At 37.3% G+C, this 20,122-nt stretch carries 20 protein-coding genes; 5 read left to right on the top strand and 15 right to left on the bottom strand.

Annotated elements, in window-relative coordinates; genetic code table 11:
• Positions 1-138: 138 nt before the first annotated feature.
• Positions 139-576: a hypothetical protein gene (locus ACE3RB_RS03185; RefSeq protein ID WP_374462870.1), complete on the bottom strand. Its 438-nt coding sequence runs from the start codon at positions 574-576 to the stop codon at positions 139-141.
• The gene (locus tag ACE3RB_RS03190; RefSeq protein ID WP_374462871.1) at positions 577-1,032 is read right to left on the bottom strand and encodes a hypothetical protein; all 456 of its coding nucleotides are present in this window, start codon (positions 1,030-1,032) and stop codon (positions 577-579) included.
• Positions 1,033-1,217: 185 nt separating this feature from the next.
• Between ACE3RB_RS03190 and ACE3RB_RS03195 the strand changes: the two genes are divergently transcribed.
• The 3 genes from ACE3RB_RS03195 (at position 1,218) to ACE3RB_RS03205 (ending at position 4,092) form a co-directional block, all read left to right on the top strand.
• Positions 1,218-2,222: an LLM class flavin-dependent oxidoreductase gene (locus ACE3RB_RS03195; RefSeq protein WP_374462872.1), complete on the top strand. Its 1,005-nt coding sequence runs from the start codon at positions 1,218-1,220 to the stop codon at positions 2,220-2,222.
• Positions 2,223-2,290: 68 nt separating this feature from the next.
• Entirely contained in the window at positions 2,291-3,412 is a 1,122-nt protein-coding gene (gene ribB, locus ACE3RB_RS03200; RefSeq protein ID WP_002976742.1) for a 3,4-dihydroxy-2-butanone-4-phosphate synthase, read from the top strand.
• 98 nt (positions 3,413-3,510) lie between these two features.
• Positions 3,511-4,092: a Crp/Fnr family transcriptional regulator gene (locus tag ACE3RB_RS03205; protein ID WP_374462873.1), complete on the top strand. Its 582-nt coding sequence runs from the start codon at positions 3,511-3,513 to the stop codon at positions 4,090-4,092.
• Positions 4,093-4,180: 88 nt separating this feature from the next.
• Here the strand turns inward: ACE3RB_RS03205 and fmt are convergent, their stop codons facing one another.
• From fmt to folK, 6 genes are all read right to left on the bottom strand, one after another.
• Entirely contained in the window at positions 4,181-5,128 is a 948-nt protein-coding gene (gene fmt / locus ACE3RB_RS03210) for a methionyl-tRNA formyltransferase (RefSeq protein ID WP_374462874.1), read from the bottom strand.
• A gap of 168 nt (positions 5,129-5,296) precedes the next feature.
• A complete protein-coding gene (locus tag ACE3RB_RS03215) occupies positions 5,297-7,204 on the bottom strand; it encodes an ATP-dependent DNA helicase RecQ (RefSeq protein ID WP_374462875.1) in 1,908 nt (635 codons plus the stop codon).
• A 78-nt stretch (positions 7,205-7,282) separates the two neighbouring features.
• Positions 7,283-8,719 carry an OmpA family protein gene (locus tag ACE3RB_RS03220; RefSeq protein ID WP_374462876.1) on the bottom strand — a complete coding sequence of 479 codons (1,437 nt, stop codon included), beginning with the start codon at positions 8,717-8,719 and terminating at the stop codon, positions 7,283-7,285.
• A gap of 206 nt (positions 8,720-8,925) precedes the next feature.
• Positions 8,926-10,452, bottom strand: a complete 1,527-nt coding sequence (locus ACE3RB_RS03225) for an OmpA family protein (RefSeq protein ID WP_374462877.1) — start codon at positions 10,450-10,452, stop codon at positions 8,926-8,928.
• A gap of 51 nt (positions 10,453-10,503) precedes the next feature.
• A complete protein-coding gene (locus ACE3RB_RS03230) occupies positions 10,504-11,622 on the bottom strand; it encodes an OmpA family protein (RefSeq protein WP_374462878.1) in 1,119 nt (372 codons plus the stop codon).
• Positions 11,623-11,639: 17 nt separating this feature from the next.
• Positions 11,640-12,056, bottom strand: coding sequence for a 2-amino-4-hydroxy-6-hydroxymethyldihydropteridine diphosphokinase (folK, locus tag ACE3RB_RS03235; protein ID WP_374462879.1), 417 nt, complete (start codon positions 12,054-12,056; stop codon positions 11,640-11,642).
• A gap of 20 nt (positions 12,057-12,076) precedes the next feature.
• On the opposite strand from folK, the gene sppA reads away from it, so the two are divergent.
• Positions 12,077-13,834: a signal peptide peptidase SppA gene (gene sppA, locus ACE3RB_RS03240; protein WP_374462880.1), complete on the top strand. Its 1,758-nt coding sequence runs from the start codon at positions 12,077-12,079 to the stop codon at positions 13,832-13,834.
• 76 nt (positions 13,835-13,910) lie between these two features.
• Here the strand turns inward: sppA and ACE3RB_RS03245 are convergent, their stop codons facing one another.
• From ACE3RB_RS03245 to rpmB, 6 genes are all read right to left on the bottom strand, one after another.
• Complete coding sequence (locus ACE3RB_RS03245; RefSeq protein ID WP_309436096.1) at positions 13,911-14,171, bottom strand: GlsB/YeaQ/YmgE family stress response membrane protein; 261 nt, start codon at positions 14,169-14,171, stop codon at positions 13,911-13,913.
• Between the two features lie 72 nt (positions 14,172-14,243).
• Entirely contained in the window at positions 14,244-15,197 is a 954-nt protein-coding gene (gene ftsY / locus ACE3RB_RS03250) for a signal recognition particle-docking protein FtsY (RefSeq protein WP_002976753.1), read from the bottom strand.
• A 15-nt stretch (positions 15,198-15,212) separates the two neighbouring features.
• Positions 15,213-15,680 (bottom strand): RidA family protein, encoded by a 468-nt coding sequence (locus tag ACE3RB_RS03255; RefSeq protein ID WP_374462881.1) that lies wholly within the window; start codon positions 15,678-15,680, stop codon positions 15,213-15,215.
• 89 nt (positions 15,681-15,769) lie between these two features.
• A complete protein-coding gene (locus tag ACE3RB_RS03260; protein ID WP_002976755.1) occupies positions 15,770-15,922 on the bottom strand; it encodes a DUF4295 domain-containing protein in 153 nt (50 codons plus the stop codon).
• Between the two features lie 20 nt (positions 15,923-15,942).
• Positions 15,943-16,125 carry a 50S ribosomal protein L33 gene (rpmG, locus tag ACE3RB_RS03265; RefSeq protein WP_002976756.1) on the bottom strand — a complete coding sequence of 61 codons (183 nt, stop codon included), beginning with the start codon at positions 16,123-16,125 and terminating at the stop codon, positions 15,943-15,945.
• A gap of 6 nt (positions 16,126-16,131) precedes the next feature.
• Positions 16,132-16,374: a 50S ribosomal protein L28 gene (gene rpmB, locus ACE3RB_RS03270; RefSeq protein ID WP_002976757.1), complete on the bottom strand. Its 243-nt coding sequence runs from the start codon at positions 16,372-16,374 to the stop codon at positions 16,132-16,134.
• 247 nt (positions 16,375-16,621) lie between these two features.
• Here rpmB and ACE3RB_RS03275 point away from each other — a divergent pair, with 247 nt between their 5' ends.
• Positions 16,622-18,331, top strand: coding sequence for a T9SS type A sorting domain-containing protein (locus ACE3RB_RS03275; protein WP_374462882.1), 1,710 nt, complete (start codon positions 16,622-16,624; stop codon positions 18,329-18,331).
• Positions 18,332-18,452: 121 nt separating this feature from the next.
• On the opposite strand, the gene lnt is transcribed toward ACE3RB_RS03275, so the two are convergent.
• Entirely contained in the window at positions 18,453-20,087 is a 1,635-nt protein-coding gene (gene lnt / locus ACE3RB_RS03280; RefSeq protein WP_374462883.1) for an apolipoprotein N-acyltransferase, read from the bottom strand.
• Positions 20,088-20,122 lie beyond the last annotated feature (35 nt).

Below are 20,122 nucleotides of genomic sequence, written 5' to 3' on the forward strand. Positions count from 1 at the left end.
ATAATGAATATATCTCTTTTTATTGATTTATTTTTCTTAAAATATACTTTTAAATATGATTATTTCATATTAAAATCAAATAGACAAAATCATAAAATAAAAAGGGTTCTGAAAATATCCAAAACCCTTTTTTTATTTTTATTCGTTTAGCATGTCTTGATTTACTCTGTAACCGACAATTTTTATATCTCCATCTTTATTTTTTTCTAAAGTGAAAGATTCTTCTGTTTTCTTAGTACCTCTTTTTACATTGTACATGAAGAAATATTGACTTCGGGCATTGCTTCCCTTTACAACCATTGTTTCCCATTTGGCAAGATTGTATTCTTCAACAGGACCAATCTCATTGACTGTATTCATCAGTTTTACGAGCTTTTCTTTATCAGTCACCTCAAAAAACTTCTCACCAAACAACTTATAAATATCATCCGGGTTTTTTCCATAACGTAATTCCCAATAAAATTTTATTGGAACTTTTTCACCATCTTTTTTGTCGGATTCTCTGTCCTTATAGAATTGATTAAAAGAACAGCTCATTAAAAAGAATGAGAAAAGAAGTAAATATATATTTTTCATTTAAATTTTAGTGTCTAAGATTAATTTTCTACGGTTGTTGTCATAAAATGTAGCATGATAACTTTCATCTCTGAATTCAGTTTCTGTATTTTCTATTTCATTAAATAAGCTCTTGTCTGTCCGGGAAAATTCAACAATTTCAAAATACTTTTCATCAATATAGTTGAAGTCTACCAGCTTTAGATAGTCATTAATAGAGTTTTTATCGATCATAATTTTTCCACCACCAAACTGATGTCTGTTCTGACCATTTTTCTTAACGCCGGACACCCAATATTCTTCTCCCGTTTCTATATCAAAATGATTAGCGTTGATTCCTGGTCTTTTGAGTTTTTTGAGTGCCTTGTTATCGAAATAAACAGTTTGCCCTGATTTTGAGAATTCCACAAAACCAATCCATGCCGGCCCGTGATGTCCGAGGGATTTGTTTTCGATATACATTATTTTTGTTTTCATGTCATTAAATAACATCGCAATTTACCCAAAATCTTATATATAAAATCAAACAAAAAAGAATTTTATTCCAATAGTTTTTCCCTGAACTGATCAATTGTTTTTATTAATTACAAAAAGTAACTAATGCAGTTTTTATGTTTTAAATTTGTCTGTTTTTTTGAGACCAATGAAAAATTAACCTCAATATGAAAAATTTTGAAATTTCTGTTTTGGATCTTGCACCGGTAAAGCAAGGAAAAAGCATTCACGATACTTTTCAGGACAGCTTATCATTAGCTAACCACGCTGAAAATTTAAATTACAAAAGATTCTGGCTGGCGGAACATCACAATATGGAAAGCATTGCAAGTTCAGCAACCTCTGTTTTAATAGGTTTTATTGCCAATGGGACGAAAGAAATCAGAGTGGGTTCAGGAGGAATTATGCTTCCCAACCACAGTTCTCTGATTATTGCTGAACAATTCGGAACACTGGAATCATTGTTTCCCGGGAGAATTGATCTTGGGTTAGGAAGAGCTCCGGGAACAGATGGCTTAACGGCGCAGGCTTTAGGAAGAAATCCAGCCATCATTAATGAACAGTTTCCAAGACAGATTCTTGAACTACAAAGATATTTTTCCAAAGAAAATTCGGATGCGATGGTTCGTGCAATTCCCGGAGAAGGACTGGATATTCCATTGTATATTCTGGGATCAAGTACGGATAGCGCATGGCTGGCTGCAGAACTTGGCCTGCCTTATGCATTTGCAGGACATTTTGCTCCGGAGCAGATGGAAATGGCTTTTAAAATATACAGAGAGCATTTTGAACCGTCAAAATATCTGGATAAGCCTTATATCATTGCCTGTGTAAACGGTGTGGCTGCAGAAACTTCAGAAGAAGCTCACAAAATTTCCACTACTTTATTCCAGGCATTCATCAATATTGTAAGAAACGACAGAAAACCATTTGCCCCTCCGGTAGATGATATGGACGAAATCTGGTCACCGATGGAAAAATCAATGGTTTTACAGAAACTGAGATATACGTTTATTGGAGATCAGATAGAAATTCAGGAAAAGCTTAAAGATTTCCAGGAAAGGTTTGAGGTAGATGAAATGATGATCAATTCGCATATCTATGACCATCAGAAAAGATTAAGATCTTATGAGATTTTCAGAGCGGCAGCAGACTCTCTGTCCAAAGCGTAATAAACCATCCATAATTAATTGGCAGATGCTTATTTTTATGAGTATCTTTGCACAAATAAAAAGTAAAAATGTCCGATATTAAATTAAATACTATTCCAGAGGCTATTGAAGACCTTAGAAATGGTAAGATAATCATAGTAGTAGATGATGAAGACAGAGAAAATGAAGGAGATTTTCTTTGCGCGGCAGAGCTGACAACGCCGGAAATAATCAATTTTATGGCTCTTCACGGAAGAGGGCTGATCTGTATGCCGCTTCCTGAAAAAAGATGTGATGAGCTTGGACTTGAAGTGATGGTAAGCAGAAGCAGCGATCCTAAAGAAACTGCTTTCACCGTATCGGTAGACCTTTTAGGAAACGGAACATCTACCGGAATTTCTGCAGGAGACAGAGCGAAAACAATTTTAGCACTGATGGATGAAAAATCCAAACCTACAGATTTTATGAGACCAGGTCATATTTTCCCGCTTCGTGCCAGAAAAGGAGGGGTATTGAAAAGAGCCGGACATACAGAAGCTGCTATCGATCTTACAAGCCTGGCCGGTTTAAAAGAAGGGGGAGTGATCTGCGAGATCATGAATGAAGATGGTACAATGTCACGTCTGCCTGAACTTCACGCTTTTGCCCAGAAGCATGATATGAAGATCGTTTCTATTGAAGACCTGATCCATTATCAACTTAAAAAAGGAAATCTTGTGGAAAGAATTGAGGAGAGAAAAGTAAAGACATTTTACGGAGATTTCGATTTCTATGCTTTCAGGGAAACTTCCAACGAACAGATTCATTTTGCTTTAACAAAAGGAGCCTGGACTGTAGATGAGCCTGTTTTGGTAAGAGTACAGTCTTCTGATTCTTATTTCGATGTACTGACAAGATTGAACAATGGAGAGAAACCATTGCTGGAAAAAGTAACCAATATGGTGAATGAGGCAGGAAAAGGAGCTATTATTTTCATCAATAATGTTTCCAATTCCGAGAATACATTGAGAAAGCTTCAGCAGTTCCTGAATTATCAGGACGGACAGGAACAGCATCCTACTTTAGCGTACAATTACAGGGATTATGGAATCGGGACGCAGATTTTAAAGAATTTAGGAATCAACAAGTTCAAAGTAATCACTCAAAACCCTAATATCAAACCTCAGGTTGGAGGTTATGATGTAGAGGTTACTGAGATGGTGCAACTATAGTAAATGTATAGCCAATAGTAAGTTTTTCACATCAATGGCTGTTTACAATACAAAATATAAGGTTTAGGATTTTCTGAACCTTTTTTTATTTTTAAACTATGACTGAGCCTTTAAAAAAACACATCCGGGATTATATTGATATTTCAGATGAAAAGCTTGAGAAATATTGCAGTGCTTTCAGCCTTCAGAAAATAAAGAAAAAGGAATTCCTTTTAAAAGAAGGGGAGATCTGTGAATTTGAAGGATTCGTACTGAGCGGCTGCTTTAAAGTTTTTCATACCCATCATAATGCGGCTGAACAGATATTATATTTTGGCATTGAAAACTGGTGGATCTCAGGTATCGACAGTTTTGTGAACCGTATTCCTTCAAAGCTCAATATTCAGGCTCTGGAGGATAGTGAGATTCTTCTTATTCCCAAAAAAGAAAAAGAGAAATTGTATGCTGAAATGCCGGAGATTGAAAGACTAATGAGGCTTAAATTCCAAAAATCAATTATAGCATTACAACGCAGAATTATAGATAACCTGAGTAAGCCTTCTGATGAGCGGTATGTTGAATTTTTAAAGGACTATCCGCAGACAGCACACCGTCTTACCAATATCCAGATTGCTGCCTATCTGGGAGTAACGCCGGAATTTATTAGCAGAATCAGAAAGAAAATTGTTAGTAAAAGCTAATCTTTCTTTATACATAATATTAAAAAGTCCCGGAAGTTGTAAATACTTTTGGGACTTTATTTTTGAGTATCTGAAAAGATGTAGCACTTTAGTTTAGAGTGATTCCGTCAAAGTTCCGGAAGCCGTTCAGAAAATCTTTTACCATCATTCTCTTTTTACCTTCCAACTGAAGTTCCTGTGGATAATAGATTCCGTCCTGAGTATAAATTTTAAATTCGTTTTTGGAGATATCCAGGGTTCCGGCAGGTTTACCATGATCAGAAAGTTCAAACTTACCTCCGAATATTTTTAAACCTTTTTCTTCGTTTTCGATCTTTAAAGTAGTGAATGCTGCCGGGTAAGGAGACATTCCAAGAATGAACTGATGAATGGTCTTTGACGGCTGCTGCCAATTGATTCTCGTATCTTCCTTGAAAATTTTATAAGCATTTTTAGGATGTTCAACCTGTGGCTGAGGTTTCTCCTGAATAGCATTTTCTGCCAGTCCGTCCAGTGTTTTTACAACAAGCCCTGAACCCATTTCCATCAGTCTGTCGTGAAGGCTTCCTGCATTTTCATCAGGTAAAATTTCTATTTCCTGCTGAAGAAGAATATTTCCTTCGTCAATCTTTTCGTTAATAAAGAAAGTGGTTGCTCCGGTTTTTTCCTCCCCATTGATTACTGCGTAATTGATAGGTGCAGCCCCACGGTAATCAGGAAGCAATGAAGCATGAAGATTGAAAGTGCCCATTTTTGGCATTTCAAAAAGCACTTTGGGCATCATTCTGAACGCAACTACTACAAAGACATCAGCATCCAGCTTTCTAAGTTCTTCCAAAAATTCCGGATTTCTCAGCTTTTCCGGCTGAAAAACAGGAATATTGTTTTCTTCTGCATAGATTTTTACCGGTGATTGGTGGATTTTCTGTCCTCGTCCGCTTGCCTTGTCAGCAACAGTTACCACACCTACTACCTGATGATGAGATTGATGGATAGCCTCCAGAGAAGTCTTTGCAAACTCGGGAGTCCCTAAAAAAACGACTTTCAATGATTTCATACTGCAAAGATAAGTTTTTGATCTGAGAGTCGGAAGGTTTCAGGTTTGAGGGGTGGGAGTATGAGAGTGAGAGAGTGGGAGAGTTTTTAGAGATAGGATGGGATTATGACTACTTCACATGCTACCTAGGCATCTTCTTATTATTCATTACTGATTACTCATTATTCATTACTCATGATTCAGCGCATACGTTCTGAAGTTCAGCATCCTTACCTTTCCTGAATCTAATAGGAAAATCAGGTTTTCCAGAATATTTTCTTTGGAATGATAACTCAGCTGTATAGACAGTTCTTCAATGGTTGCAGACTTTTTGGCTAATAGATTGATGATTTGCTGGGAAATATTTTTTCCAAAGATAGACTGCTTATTTTTTTCACAGACAGAACATTGTCCACAGTTTTTTGAATTTTTTTCGCCAAAATAAGCAAGGATGAGTTTCATCTTACAATAGTCATTGTTTTCTACGTAAAACTTCATCTCTTCCCATTTTTGGATTTTGTTCCTCTGAATATGCTCAAATAATTTCCAGTAAGCATTGTTCACCGCTCTCTCATCACGGGGTTTCAGGAATTTGATACTGGAAAGTGCTCCGTCGATATATTCCAGGTAATTTTTTTGCTGAAGTTCCTTAAGCCGTTCTTTGATCAAAGGAACGCTGATGTTAATTTTATGGCTTACCTGCTGTTCACTGAACATTACTTTATGAGTTGTAATTCCGGAAATGGTACGGAAAAGAAGCTCAATAAAATAGGCGTCTTTTTGTGGCAGCTGGTCTATCTCATCCGCTTTAATGAAAAGTTCGAGTGAAGACAGGCTTTTGTTATCATTGTAGTAGACAATTTCCTGATTATGAAGAAAATTGAGTACATTATTGATCTTTGCCTTCGACAGTTTTGTAAAGTTCTGTATGTTGAGGGTGTTCAACTGAAATGTTTTTTCAGGAAGTTCAAACTCGGCTACCTGAAAAATAGAGTAGAGGTAACTGATAATCTTCAAAAACTCAGCTTTGTTGGGAGTCTGATTTTTTAAGACCTGATCAAAATTCAATAATTCCTGCCTGTTCCAAAGCATGAACGCAAAACTGTCTTTTCCATCTCTTCCTGCTCTTCCGATTTCCTGATAATAGTTTTCCAGAGATGCTGCAGGAGAGTAGTGAATGACGAAACGGACGTTATCTTTGTCAATACCCATTCCAAAGGCATTGGTGGAAATCAGGACATGATTGTCACTGTTGTTCCAAAGATTCTGCTTTGCATTTTTTTCTTTAGTTGTTAAGCCTGCATGAAAATAATCTACATTTTTCAGCTGATTTTTCTTCAGGAATTCTGCCAGCAGTTCTGCTTCTTTTCTTGTCCTTACATATACAATTCCGGAGTCGTTGCTGTATTTTAAGATGTCAAAAACACGCTGGAATTTATCAGATACTTCATCAGTAAAGATTTTGATATTTTCTCTTTTGAAACTTTTTTGAAAAACAAATGGATTCTTCAGCTCCAGTTTATTTTTAATCTCTTCCAGTACTTTTGGAGTTGCAGTTGCTGTCAGAGCAAGGCATGGAATCTCAGGATTATTACTTCGGAATCCTTTTATATTCTGATAGCTGGGTCTGAAATCCTGTCCCCATTCCGAAATACAGTGTGCTTCATCTACTGCAATGAAGGATAGCTGTATTTCCTCCATATTTTGGATAAACTGTGGATTGGTAAGTCTTTCAGGAGAAACATACAGTAATTTTGTAAGTCCTTCCTTACAGCGGTCGTAAATTGTTTCAGCATCATATTCATCCAGCTCGGAAGAAAGGTATTCAGCTTCTATGCCACGGGATTTAAGCTGATTGACCTGGTCTTTCATCAATGCCAGCAACGGGGAAACTACAAGGCACGTTCCTTCCTTCAATAGAGCAGGCAATTGATAACATAAAGATTTTCCTGCTCCTGTGGGTAACAGAACCAGAGTATCTTTTTCATTGATAACAGCATTGATAATTTCTTCCTGAGAATCTCTGAAGTCGGTATAACCCCAGAAATACTTAAGAGTATCATATTTTAGTTTTTGAAAATCCTGCGGAGAAATCATGTTGTAAAAATAAGGAAAGAATCAGGACAAAAAAAGCCACGCATGGCGTGACTTTTATATAATATATTAATAAGTTTATTATTTAGCTTCGAAGTATACTCTTCTGTTGGCTCTGTTTTTCCATTCAGGGCACTTCGTTGCTGGTTCACACTCAGGGTATTTAAGGTCTTTTTCACCTTTTCCTATAGCCTGAAGTTTACCTGTCTGAACACCGTTTTTGATCAGATAGTTCTTAACGTTGTTTGCTCTTCTTTCAGATAGTTTCTGGTTGTAAGCGTCAGTACCTCTTGTATCAGTAGCACCGATTACATTGTAAGAACCGCTTGAAGAATTAATATAGTTTACAGCATTGTTTAGGATTGGAGTATTTGATGGTAAAATTCTGTCAGAATTTAAATCAAACTCGATGCCTTCCAGTTTAGTTTCTGTCTCTACTACAGGTCCTGTTGTAGCAACAGGGCAACCGTTGTTTTCAACAGGTCCCGGAACTGTTACACACTTATCGTAAAGGTCAATTACACCGTCAAGGTCTGTATCAAGGGCAACTCCGGCACCATCCACTCTTGCTCCTGCAGGAGTATCAAGCTGTCTGTCCCAATCGTCACATACCCCGTCGTTATCAGCATCTCCTTTTTTACATACTTCGATATCCTGGTTTTTATTAGCCAGCACATCAAGCTTGTAATAGATTTCCTGAAGCGGGTCATGCCACATTAAGTGAGATTCGTGTTTTCCAAGTTTTAAAGAAACCCCTAAAGTAGCGTTGAAGAAGTTGTCAGAGACCTGCTCAGAACGCTTGTTGATCGCACTGTAAGCATCACCGCCACCATCAAATTCATCATCACCGGTAACTACATACATCAATCTACCTTCGATATCAATTCTTCTGTTCACTTTAAATTTCAGACCTGTACCAGCCTGCATGAACATAGAGCCTAACTGAAAAGGCTTAACTTCAGTCATCAATCTTTGACCATTGATATCTTTCTGATATGCTCTGTATGCAATGGTACCGATACCTGCATATCCATGAAGAGCCCATCTGTAAGGAGAGTGGTTGTCAACTCTTCTTAATAGATTAGAGAAGTTGATATCTCCCAAGATTGAGATTGCGTCATACTGAGTTCTGGCTCCTACAGCTGTTGCATCTGGTGCCGTTTTTTTAGTATTGAACCATCCTTGTCTTGTTTCACCTTTGTCATACTGTAAGTTGATCCCAAAAGCATGGGTAATTGCTTTGTCAATACTTACATACGCTGAATATCCAAAAAGGTTTTTACCGTTACCGTTTTTGATAGAGGTTAAATCCGCTGACTGAAGAAGCGGAACACCCACCCCAGCAGAAATTGACCAATCGTTAAATCTTTTAGACTGATTGGTAAATGGGGAAACATTAGCAGATCCTGAAGAAAATGTATTAGGATATTCTCCTTTTGAAACTGCCGTTGAGTCTTGTGCATAGGTAGCAGAAGGAATTGCTAATGCTAATGCAACAATTGCTAAACTTAATTTCATAGTGTTATTTTTTTAAGTTAAGTTATTTTAAATGATTTTTTACGTTAAAAAGCGATTTTGTGTTAATTTTTTTCAAAACAAACTTGCTGATTTCTAATGTGTTTCATGCCAGTTATCCTGAAAATAATGATAAAGGTATGTAAAAAAATTCGTAGTAGAAAAAAATTAAACCGAAAAGAACAATTCTTTCCGGTTTGTATTTGAAATTAATTCTTCTTTTTCTTAGCTGGAACTTTTTTTACTGCTTTTTTTACAGGAGTGTCCTCATAGTCTTTCTTTTTGATAGAATCCCATTCTGAACTTTCTACAAATCTTACAGTAACTTTTCTGTCTGCCATTCTTTCAGCATCTGAAGCTGATGCAGGAATAGTTGCTTCGGCAGAACCTACACCTCTTGATTTCAGGACATTTTCATTGATACCTCTGTTTTCCAAAGCACTTACGACAGCCGCCGCTCTTTCTTTGGACAGTCTTAGGTTGTAAGCTGCGTTTCCTTTGATATCTGTATGACCTGTCAACAGGTAGTTTCCTCCGTTTTCTTTAATAATTGAAGCTGCAAGATCCAGTTTCTCATTAGATTCAGGTCTGATAGTAGCCTTATTGAAATTAAAATAAATATCTTTAAGGGTCTTTTCTACTTCTACAGCAGTTTCTTTATTATCTTTTTTAGCAACAGGACAACCGTTGTTTTCAACAGGTCCCGGAACCGTTACACACTTATCGTAAAGGTCAATTACACCGTCAAGGTCTGTATCAAGAGCAACTCCGGCACCATCCACTCTTGCTCCTGCAGGAGTATCAAGCTGTCTGTCCCAATCGTCACATACCCCGTCGTTATCAGCATCTCCTTTTTTACATACTTCGATATCCTGGTTTTTATTAGCCAGCACATCAAGCTTGTAATAGATTTCCTGAAGCGGGTCATGCCACATTAAGTGAGATTCGTGTTTTCCAAGTTTTAAAGAAACCCCTAAAGTAGCGTTGAAGAAGTTGTCAGAGACCTGCTCAGAACGCTTGTTGATCGCACTGTAAGCATCACCGCCACCATCAAATTCATCATCACCGGTAACTACATACATCAATCTACCTTCGATATCAATTCTTCTGTTCACTTTAAATTTCAGACCTGTACCAGCCTGCATGAACATAGAGCCTAACTGAAAAGGCTTAACTTCAGTCATCAATCTTTGACCATTGATATCTTTCTGATATGCTCTGTATGCAATGGTACCGATACCTGCATATCCATGAAGAGCCCATCTGTAAGGAGAGTGGTTGTCAACTCTTCTCAATAGATTAGAGAAGTTAATATCTCCTAGAATTGAAATTGCATCATATTGAGTTCTTGCTCCTACAGCAGATCCATCCGGTGCAGCATTTTTAGTATTGAACCATCCTTGTCTGGTTTCACCTCTGTCATACTGTAAGTTGATCCCGAAAGCATGGGTAATTGCTTTGTCAATACTTACATACGCTGAATATCCGAAAAGGTTTTTACCGTTACCGTTTTTGATAGAGGTCAGGTCTGCTGACTGCATAAGCGGAATACCCGCACCTACTGAAATAGACCAGTCATTAAATCTCTTGGATTGGTTTGTAAATGGGGAAACATTAGCAGATCCGGAAGAAAATGTATTGGGATATTCTCCTGTCGAAACTGCTGTTGAGTCTTGCGCATAGCCAGCCATAGGAATAGCTAAAGCAAATGCAACAATTGCTAAACTTAATTTCATCGTGTATTTATTATTTGATTTCTTTTTTTGAAAAAAGAATTTTAAGTTTTTTTATTTAACCGGGCATCCGTTATTTTCAACAGGTCCTGGAACGGTTACACACTTATCATAAAGGTCAATAACTCCGTCAAGATCCATATCCAGGGCAACTCCGGCGCCATCTACTCTTGCTCCTGCAGGAGTATCAAGCTGTCTGTCCCAGTCATCACATACTCCGTCATTATCAGCATCTCCTTTTTCGCAAACAACAAGATCAGTAGCTGCGTTTTCAAGAACGCTGGTTCTGTAATAAGCTTCCTGAAGAGGATCATGCCATGCCAGGTGAGATAAATGTTTACCTAGTTTGAAAGATACCCCTAAACTTACTGTCCATGCATTATCAGATCTTCTTGAGTTTAGCATATTATACTTTGAACCTGGTGTAGAAGGATCATAATCATTAGGATCTGCCCATCCGCCACCATCGAATTCATCATCACCACTGATGATGTACATAGTTCTTGCTTCAACGTCAATAAGTTTGGAAACATTGTACTTTATTCCTAAACCTCCCTGATAGAAGATAGAGTTGATATCAATATCCTGTTTGATAAACAAAGGAGTTCTTCTTGGTGTAGTGCTCCATCTGAATTCATCATTGTCATGTAATGATGTTCTGAATCCCTGCACCCCAATACCCATATATCCATGGAAAGCCCATCTGTATGGAGAATGGTTGTCTACTCTTCTGAATAAGTTTGAGAAGTTGATATCCCCTAATAAAGAGATGTTGTCAAATTGTGTCGTTGCAGTAGCGATTCCTGATTTTACACCTGCAGCACCGGGAAGCTGGGCTGTTTGTTTCGTTTCTCCTCTCATATACATAAGGCTTAGGCCAAATGCATGTGTGATTTGTTTGTCTACGCTTACATATGCATTGTACCCCCAATTGGTCTTATCCTTACGGATAGATTTTAAATCGGAGTGTACCATAAATGCAGGACCTCCTCCGACAGAAATAGACCAGTCTCTGAAGCGTCTGGCTTTATTGTCAAAGGGTTGTACATTCGCAGAACCTGAGGAAAATGTATTAGGATACTCTGTGGAAGAGTTTACTGTAGTGCTGCTGTTCTGTGCGAAAGCTGCAATTGGCAATGACGTAGCCAATAATAATAATAAACCTAATTTCATACAATATGTTTTATGTTTTAAATAAAATCTTTTAATAATACTCTGGAAAAATCCCTTTCAAAAAGATGTTTTTTATGAGGGATTTCTAATCTTTCTGATTTAAAATTTAATTCATTATACTTAATGATATCAATATCTATTATCCTGTCAGTATAGCCTCCGGATACTTTTGAATCATTAATTCTTCCCATCTCAACTTCTATATTCTTTATACAATCAAGCAGTTGAATTGGTGAAAGATGTGTGAATATTACTGTTGCAATATTACAAAAAATATTGGAACTGGCAAATTCTACGGGTTTTGACATTAAATATTCGCTGGTTTGTGAAATGTGATTTCCGGCATCGCTGATCTTCTTTAATGCGAGCTCTATATTTTTTTTTTGCTCCCCCAGGTTACTTCCTAGTAACAAAACTACCTTATGCTGCGACATATTGGAAAATTGATTGATTTATGAGAAGTTTCTTCAAAAATGTTTTGGCAAATATAGTGGCAATAATCATACTTTGCGCTCTATTTTTCATCTTTTTCATTATAATGCTTGTATTCAGTGCGATGGGAAATGATAAGTCGGTGACGGTGAAAAAGAACTCGGTTCTTACGATTAATTTAAAGACCAATATCATTGATAGCCCTACAGAAGAGGAAATGGGATTATTCGGTATAGGTGCCCAAAATAAAAGTATCCTTATCTATGATGCCATAGAAGCTATTAATAAAGCAAAAACTGATGATAATATTAAAGGGATCAGTATAGAAGCAGATGACTTAAATGCGGGGCTTACCCAAATTGATGATCTTAGAAATGCAATTGAAGATTTCAAGAAAAGTGGAAAATTCGTATACGCGTATGGAAACGGGGTATCACAATCGGCTTATTATTTAGGATCTGTTGCGGATAAATATTACCTGCATCCGGCAGGAATGATTGAATTAAAAGGTCTTTCTACCGAGGTTACTTTCTTCAAGGATTTTGCTGACAAATACGGAATCGGAATAGAAGTGATCCGTCACGGTAAATTCAAATCTGCAGTTGAGCCTTTTTTAAGAAATGATATTTCACCCGAAAATAAAGAACAGTTAAATACTCTTCTGAATGATCTCTGGAAAAATACTTCCAATAAAATGGCTGCTTCAAGAAAGATTGATACAGCTCAGTTCCGAACCATTACAGACAGCTTATACGGAATGATTCCTGAGCAAAGCTTACAGCATAAACTTGCAGACAAACTGATTCAGAAATCAGAATATGAAGATCTTATCAGGGCAAAGTTAAATGTGAAAGAAAAGGAAAAGCTGAACAAAATTTCTCTGGCAAGCTATATCAGTTCTTATGCTGATGATGATAAATCAGGTGAAAAGGTAGCTGTACTGTATGCTTCCGGTTCTATAAATAACGGAGATGAGTACAATGATATTCATTCCGAGAAATATGTGAAATATATTAAAAAACTTCAGGAGGATGATAAGGTGAAAGCGGTTGTTTTCAGAATCAACTCTCCGGGAGGAAGCGCTAATGCTTCAGATGAAATCTTATTTGAATTGCAGCAGCTGAAAAAGAAAAAACCTTTGATCGTTTCTTTCGGTGATTATGCAGCATCAGGAGGATATTATGTAGCCATGGCTGCGGATAAAATTTATTCAGAGCCTAATACACTTACCGGTTCTATCGGAGTTTTCGGGGTTATGCCTTATTATAAAGATATTGCGGCTAAAAACGGAATCCGTGCAGATATTGTTGCTACCAATGCCAACTCAATGTATTATTCCGGATTAAACGGAGTAACGCCTTATGGTGTTAATATGATGACAAGAAGTGTGGAAGGTACTTACAAGAGATTTGTACATTTTGTGACTCAGAACAGAAAGAAAACTTTTGAGCAGATCGATAATGTAGGAGGAGGCAGAGTATGGAGTGGTGTTCGTGCCAAAGAGATAGGATTGGTAGATGAACTTGGTACGCTAACAGATGCCGTGAAGTTCGCAGCGCAGAAAGCAGGATTAAAATCATATCAGGTAGATGCCTTTCCTAAGAGAATGTCACCGTTTGAGCAAATCTTCAAAGACCTGAATGAAGAGGATGTTTCTGCAAGAATCATTAAAAGCAAAATAGGGAAATCCAACTATGAAATTTTACAGCAGATCACAGACAAAAAACTACAGTCTGAGGTGAAAATGGAAATGCCGTATCAGATCAGAATCAACAACTAACTAAATTTATATTGTATACAAAAATCCCGGACCTGAAATTTCAGATCCGGGATTTTATTTTTTATCAGCGTTAATATCAGCTTTTCCTTGTGGCCATTCCGTAAATCCAAAGGATAATTAAGGCGCCTCCGATTGAAAGAATCCAGCTTCTCGGATTCCAGAATGAAGTGACATCTCCCCAATGCAGAACGTAAACTCCTATAGCTCCTCCTACAAATGCTCCCAGAATTCCCAAGATAATAGTGATTAACCATCCTCCTCCCTGAGTTCCAGGCATGATCATTTTAGCGATAGCACCTGCAATAAGACCGAATAAGATCCATGTTAGTATTCCCATAGTTGCAAATTTTTTTAGTGTTAATATTTAAAAATGATTTGTTTGCTAATATAAGAGAAAACATGATATAAATCATCTTTTCTTGAAGAATGAGTCTACAAATTCCGTACCATTAAAAAGCTGCAGATCCTGCATTTTTTCGCCTACACCAATATATTTAACCGGAATCTGAAACTGGTCAGAGATACCGATTACAACACCTCCTTTTGCTGTTCCGTCAAGTTTTGTTACTGCTAAAGCGTTTACTTCTGTTGCGGCTGTAAACTGCTTAGCCTGTTCAAATGCATTCTGTCCTGTAGAACCGTCAAGTACCAATAGAATTTCATGAGGCGCATCAGGAATTACCTTCTGCATCACTCTTTTAATCTTGGAAAGCTCGTTCATAAGGTTAATCTTGTTGTGAAGCCTTCCTGCTGTATCAATGATTACAACGTCTGCATTTTGGGCTACCGCACTTTGTACCGTATCAAATGCTACAGAAGCAGGATCGGAACCCATTCCCTGTTTTACAATGGGAACATCCACTCTTTCACTCCAGATCGTAAGCTGATCAACAGCCGCCGCTCTAAAGGTATCTGCCGCTCCGAGAACTACTTTTTTACCTTCTGATTTGAACTGGTGGGCAAGCTTTCCGATAGTGGTTGTTTTTCCAACTCCGTTTACTCCTACAACCATGATAACATATGGCTTTTTGGAAGTATCAATATTTCCTGTACCTGCATGCGGATTTTCAAGTAATAATCCTGAAATTTCTTCACGAAGGATTTTATCCAGTTCGTTTACACCTACATATTTATCCCTGGCAACACGTTCTTCAATTCTTTCAATGATTTTGATAGTGGTAGAGGCGCCAACATCGGAGGCAATCAGTACTTCTTCCAGGTCATCCAGAACCTCATCATCTACTTTGCTTTTACCGACAACGGCTTTCGTCATTTTTTCAAAGAAGCCCTGGCTGGACTTTTCAAGTCCTTTATCTAAGGTTTCCTTTTCTTCTTTTTTGAAAATATTTTTAAACCAACTCATAGTTTTAGTTTATTCTTATTTATTTTTAATCACTGCTGTGGCTTCTACCTCTATAAGCACATCATCTCTGAAAAGCCTGCTCACTTCCACAAGGCTGCTTACAGGAGGATTTTGAAGGTTGACATACAAATCCCTTACTTTTCTGAATTCAGGTGTTTTTTTGATATCTGTGGTATAGATTACCATTTTGATAATATCTTTTCCCGTTGCTCCATACTCTTTCAGGATGCTTTCAATATTTTTGAAAACCTGCTGTGTCTGCTCTTCAATAGTACTTCCCACAAGGTTCCCTTCTGGATCCAGAGGTACCTGTCCCGATAGCAAAATCATTTTGGAACTTCCGCAGTCAATGCTTACTGACTGTGAAAGCCCTTTTATGTTGAAAACTTTCGGCGAACTTTTATATTCTGCAGGATTCATTATTTTCTGACTGAATGAAAATAGAAAAGTTGCTGTGCAGGCCAGAACAAGTATCTTTTTCATACCTTACTGATTAATAATCTGGTGCACAAAGATAACAAAAAAACTACCCAAAATATGAGTAGTTTTTTATATTGTAAACAAAGTACTGATTATTTTTTTAAATAACCATCTACTTCATCAGCATTCATTACTTTTTCTTCGAAAACGTAAGCTCCTGATTTAGAAGACTTAACCATTTTCACCACTTTAGTCATTTTTTTAGACTGACCGCTTTGTAGGGTTGCTACTACTTTCTTTGCCATGGTAAGTTATTATTTATAAATTACTTAATTTCTTTGTGAATGGTAGATCTCTTAAGAACAGGATTGTACTTTTTCAATTCCAATCTTTCTGTAGTGTTCTTTTTATTTTTTGTAGAAATGTATCTGGACATTCCTGGCATACCACTTTCTTTGTGCTCTGTGCATTCAAGGATTACTTGAACTCTATTTCCTTTTTTTGCCATGATTTATTAATTCTTTTTAATCAATCCGTTTCTAGTAGCTCTTTCAATAGCTTCCTCGATTCCAATCTTGTTAATCACTCTCAATCCATGAGCTGATACTTTCAGTGTTACGTGCTTATCTTGCTCCGGAAGGTAAAACTTCTTCTCCAATAAGTTAATTTCAAAACGACGCTTCGTTTTGTTATTAGCGTGAGAAACGTTGTTACCAACCATTGCACGCTTTCCTGTTATTTGGCAAATTCTTGACATATCTCGATGTTCTTATTTGTACTATAATATTTGAGAGTGCAAAATAACGAAGAATTTTTTAGATAGACAAATCTTTTGAAAAATATTTATAAATAAGTGGCTGATTAATAATATTGAATTTTTAAAAATAGCAGAATCCTTGGGATACAGCAGATAATCAGTGCTGATATATTTCATACAGGCTTTTTTTCAGCAAAAGAATTTAATAATTTATCTTTGTTTTTAATTAATCTAAATAAAAATAAATATGAAGAGGATTTATATTTTTTGTTCTATGCTGCCCATATCCCTGATGGCTCAGAATTTTACTGAGGTGCAGACGGGCATGAATAATTTTTATTACTCGTCGGCTGATATTGCAGATATAGACGGCAACGGTACATTGGATATTGTGGTGAATGGAGCGATAGATTCTGATGGTGACGGGAATGTAGACAGTACCTATAATGAAGTATATCAGAATAATGGAACTACATTACTTCCGTTTACAGGACTGGGAGGAGACGTGACACATCTGGGAGATATTAAGTTCATTGATTATAATAATGATGGGCTGATGGATATTATTTCCACGGGACTCAGCTATATGGATGTTGTTAATTATAAGCAATACCGGTTCAAAAATACCGGAGCAGGATTTGTAAAAGAGGCAGAATTGCCTGGTAAGATTTACGGGTCTCTGGAAGTTTTTGATTTTAATCATGACGGAAAACCTGACTATGCACTTAATGGGACTCAGTATGCGCATGGCGGAGGTTTCGGAAACAGCCTTGATTATTATAAAAATACAGGCAATAATTTTGTTATGACGGAAAACTGGGTGGATGGAACCCAGAGTGGAAGCTTTAAAGTGGTAGATCTTAACAATGATAATCTGCTGGATCTTGTGATTATCGGGTCGGATATCAATGGAGATGCAGTATCTAAAGTATATATGAATCAAAATGGAATTCTTGTGCCTACACAGGATCTTCCTCCTGTAGCAGTAGGAAAAATAGATTTTGCGGACTTTAATGCCGATGGTTTTCAGGATATTGTAATGATTGGAAGAGATGTAAATGACGAAGGATATTTTGCTGTTCTGATGAATGACGGAACGGGTACACTGACGCTGCAGGTAATTCCGGAGAATGATATTTCGGATGTAGCATTAAGTGTCGGAGATTTAAACAATGACGGATATTACGATTTTATCATTTCAGGAAACAAAAATTACAATGCTGTTGTGAAAACGTATCTGTATGATGTTTCCAATAACAAATTTGATGAAGGGACAGTAACCGGAATTACTGAGCTGGGAGGTCCGGGACTGGTACAGCTTTTTGATTTTAATAATGATCATCACCTGGATATTTTATTGGGAGGATTTGATTGGTCTGAATCTGATCTTCCTTCGCTGACGAAAGTTTTTAAAAATACTTCTGCATCAGTCAATGAGAAACCTACGGCTCCGACTCAATTGAATCTGACCAAAAATGGCAACCGGTTCAATTTTACATGGAGTGGTGCAACAGATGATAAAACCCCGGTGAATGCATTGCGTTATGAGATTTCGGTAGGATCTGCAGAGGGTGCACACGATATTGCCAGATATGTGGTAACAACACCATCATGGTTTCTGGAGCTTGATCCGGCCATTCAGAATGTATACTGGAGCGTAAAATCTATTGATGCTTCAAAGGTGTATTCTGATGCTTCCACACAGGATTTTCTGGGAACGGCAGAAATCAGATCTGAAAAACAGCTGATGATCTATCCCAACCCTGCATCAGATAAAGTGTATATCAAAGGGGAGAAAGTTTCGGAAGCGGAAATGTATTCAATGGATGGAAGAAAACTTAATATCAGTATAAATAGAGATCAGTCTGTTGATGTTTCTCATTTACCTAAAGGAGTATACATATTAAAACTGAAGATAAAAAACGAAATAACCACCAGAAAGCTTACGATTAAGTAGTTGAATCAATTCTATCTTCTATCAATGAGAAAAGCCGGACGTCCAGCCGGCTTTTCTCTTTTTTTATGCTCAAAACTCAGGTTGTATTATGGTGAAGATTTGTGCAATTCGTGTTTAAAAATTATGCTTTCTTTGTTTTCTTTTTAAACCATTCAATCAGGTAGTAAAACAATAAGAATCCTAATGCAAATATGGAAAACCTCGAAAGAAGGTCGCCTGCTCTCGTATAAAAGGTTATGGTATCATACAGATTTACCTTCGCAAATAAGGCTGTCTGGTCACCATAGAAAGTGTCGGCTGTGACCTCTCCCTTTGCATTGATATGCGCTGAAATTCCACTGTTGGCAGCACGGGCAATTTCCCTTCTGGTTTCAATGGCTCTCAGTTTGGCATAAGATAAAAGCTGTTTGTGTCCCTCTGTTACTCCCCACCAGGAGTCGTTGGTCATAATTCCTAAGAAATTAGCTCCTTTTTTTACATAATCTGTTACAAATTCACCATAAATGCTTTCATAGCAGATAATAGGTGCCAGCTTTCCTTTGTTGTAAGGGTTTGAAAAGGCCACTCTTTCTTTATCTGTTCCCAAAGAAGCCACGGTACCACCCAGATTCAGCATGGCATCTCCTAACAAAGGTTTTAAAACATTCATATAAGGGAATATTTCAACACCCGGTACCAGCTTCCCTTTGTGGTAAGCCTGTACTTTCTGACCAGGGACAAGCTGAATAGCTGTATTATAACTGCTTACCCAAACACCACCATTGATCTGATAGGCTTCTTTAGGTAAATCTGCCGGATTATAATAAAAACGGTGTGATGAAATTCCTGTGGCAAAAACAGATCCCGGATGGTTGGATAAAAATCCTTTGATATTGTTGAGAAGCAAACTTTTTTCAAAAGCTGTTTCGGAAATAGAACCTCTTCCGGGCAGTGCTGTTTCCGGTGCAATATAATAATCAATCTTACCTGTGGAATTTTTTTCAGCAAGCGCTAATAAATCCTGTTCTATCGTTAAACTGTCTTTCGAATATTTTTCAGCATAAGGATCGAGGTCCGGCTGCAGCATCAGAACATTAACCTGGCCGGATGGCTTTTCATCAAAAGTATTGTATTTAATGACCGAGATAATCATCGGCAGGGCAATTAAAGCTGCAATGATTGCCGAGTTTTTAATCAGAGCTTTTCTCTTTCTTCCTGCTTCCCAGGTTCTTACCGCATAAAAAATCAGTACATTAACTAAAAGAATCCAGAAGCTTCCTCCGGTTGCTCCCAATGTGTCATACCACTGGATCAGTTTCGGATAGTCAGAGAATACATTCCCAAGGTTCAGCCAGGGCCATGTTAACTCCCATCCCAAATGGAATTTTTCAAAGCTCATCCAGATGGCAATCAAAAAACCTAAACCCCAATAGGTGCCCTGAGCATTTTTGTACCAGTGATAGCATTGAAACACCAAAGAATATAAAAGAGAATTTACCAGTACAGGAAATAAAACAGCCATCAGAGAGTGGCTTCCATCAGGATTCTTTGAGCCATACAGCCATCCTGTAGTGACTATATTCCAGATCACGAAACATAAGTAAGATAATCCGAAGACAGCCCAGCTTTTTCTTTTATAATCTGAAAATTTTGAAATTCCATGCTCCATCATCATCAGAGGAACAAGAGCGAAAAATATAAAAAACGGAACCCCGTAAGTTGGCCATGAAACCGACAGCAGCATTGCTGAAATAAGTGTAAGCAGAACGTATTTCATTAAATTATTTTAATACACAAATTTAATGTTTTTGA

This window comes from Chryseobacterium sp. (assembly GCF_041914225.1).
Classification (GTDB): Bacteria; Bacteroidota; Bacteroidia; order Flavobacteriales; family Weeksellaceae; genus Chryseobacterium.

Excerpts from the sequence above, each read along its gene's own strand:
- ACE3RB_RS03185 (WP_374462870.1), bottom strand. The coding sequence starts at position 576 with ATGAAAAATATATATTTACTTCTTTTCTCATTCTTTTTAATGAGCTGT.
- ACE3RB_RS03190 (WP_374462871.1), bottom strand. The coding sequence starts at position 1,032 with ATGAAAACAAAAATAATGTATATCGAAAACAAATCCCTCGGACATCAC.
- ACE3RB_RS03195 (WP_374462872.1), top strand. The coding sequence starts at position 1,218 with ATGAAAAATTTTGAAATTTCTGTTTTGGATCTTGCACCGGTAAAGCAA.
- ribB (WP_002976742.1), top strand. The coding sequence starts at position 2,291 with ATGTCCGATATTAAATTAAATACTATTCCAGAGGCTATTGAAGACCTT.
- ACE3RB_RS03205 (WP_374462873.1), top strand. The coding sequence starts at position 3,511 with ATGACTGAGCCTTTAAAAAAACACATCCGGGATTATATTGATATTTCA.
- fmt (WP_374462874.1), bottom strand. The coding sequence starts at position 5,128 with ATGAAATCATTGAAAGTCGTTTTTTTAGGGACTCCCGAGTTTGCAAAG.
- ACE3RB_RS03215 (WP_374462875.1), bottom strand. The coding sequence starts at position 7,204 with ATGATTTCTCCGCAGGATTTTCAAAAACTAAAATATGATACTCTTAAG.
- ACE3RB_RS03220 (WP_374462876.1), bottom strand. The coding sequence starts at position 8,719 with ATGAAATTAAGTTTAGCAATTGTTGCATTAGCATTAGCAATTCCTTCT.
- ACE3RB_RS03225 (WP_374462877.1), bottom strand. The coding sequence starts at position 10,452 with ATGAAATTAAGTTTAGCAATTGTTGCATTTGCTTTAGCTATTCCTATG.
- ACE3RB_RS03230 (WP_374462878.1), bottom strand. The coding sequence starts at position 11,622 with ATGAAATTAGGTTTATTATTATTATTGGCTACGTCATTGCCAATTGCA.
- folK (WP_374462879.1), bottom strand. The coding sequence starts at position 12,056 with ATGTCGCAGCATAAGGTAGTTTTGTTACTAGGAAGTAACCTGGGGGAG.
- sppA (WP_374462880.1), top strand. The coding sequence starts at position 12,077 with ATGAGAAGTTTCTTCAAAAATGTTTTGGCAAATATAGTGGCAATAATC.
- ACE3RB_RS03245 (WP_309436096.1), bottom strand. The coding sequence starts at position 14,171 with ATGGGAATACTAACATGGATCTTATTCGGTCTTATTGCAGGTGCTATC.
- ftsY (WP_002976753.1), bottom strand. The coding sequence starts at position 15,197 with ATGAGTTGGTTTAAAAATATTTTCAAAAAAGAAGAAAAGGAAACCTTA.
- ACE3RB_RS03255 (WP_374462881.1), bottom strand. The coding sequence starts at position 15,680 with ATGAAAAAGATACTTGTTCTGGCCTGCACAGCAACTTTTCTATTTTCA.
- ACE3RB_RS03260 (WP_002976755.1), bottom strand. The coding sequence starts at position 15,922 with ATGGCAAAGAAAGTAGTAGCAACCCTACAAAGCGGTCAGTCTAAAAAA.
- rpmG (WP_002976756.1), bottom strand. The coding sequence starts at position 16,125 with ATGGCAAAAAAAGGAAATAGAGTTCAAGTAATCCTTGAATGCACAGAG.
- rpmB (WP_002976757.1), bottom strand. The coding sequence starts at position 16,374 with ATGTCAAGAATTTGCCAAATAACAGGAAAGCGTGCAATGGTTGGTAAC.
- ACE3RB_RS03275 (WP_374462882.1), top strand. The coding sequence starts at position 16,622 with ATGAAGAGGATTTATATTTTTTGTTCTATGCTGCCCATATCCCTGATG.
- lnt (WP_374462883.1), bottom strand. The coding sequence starts at position 20,087 with ATGAAATACGTTCTGCTTACACTTATTTCAGCAATGCTGCTGTCGGTT.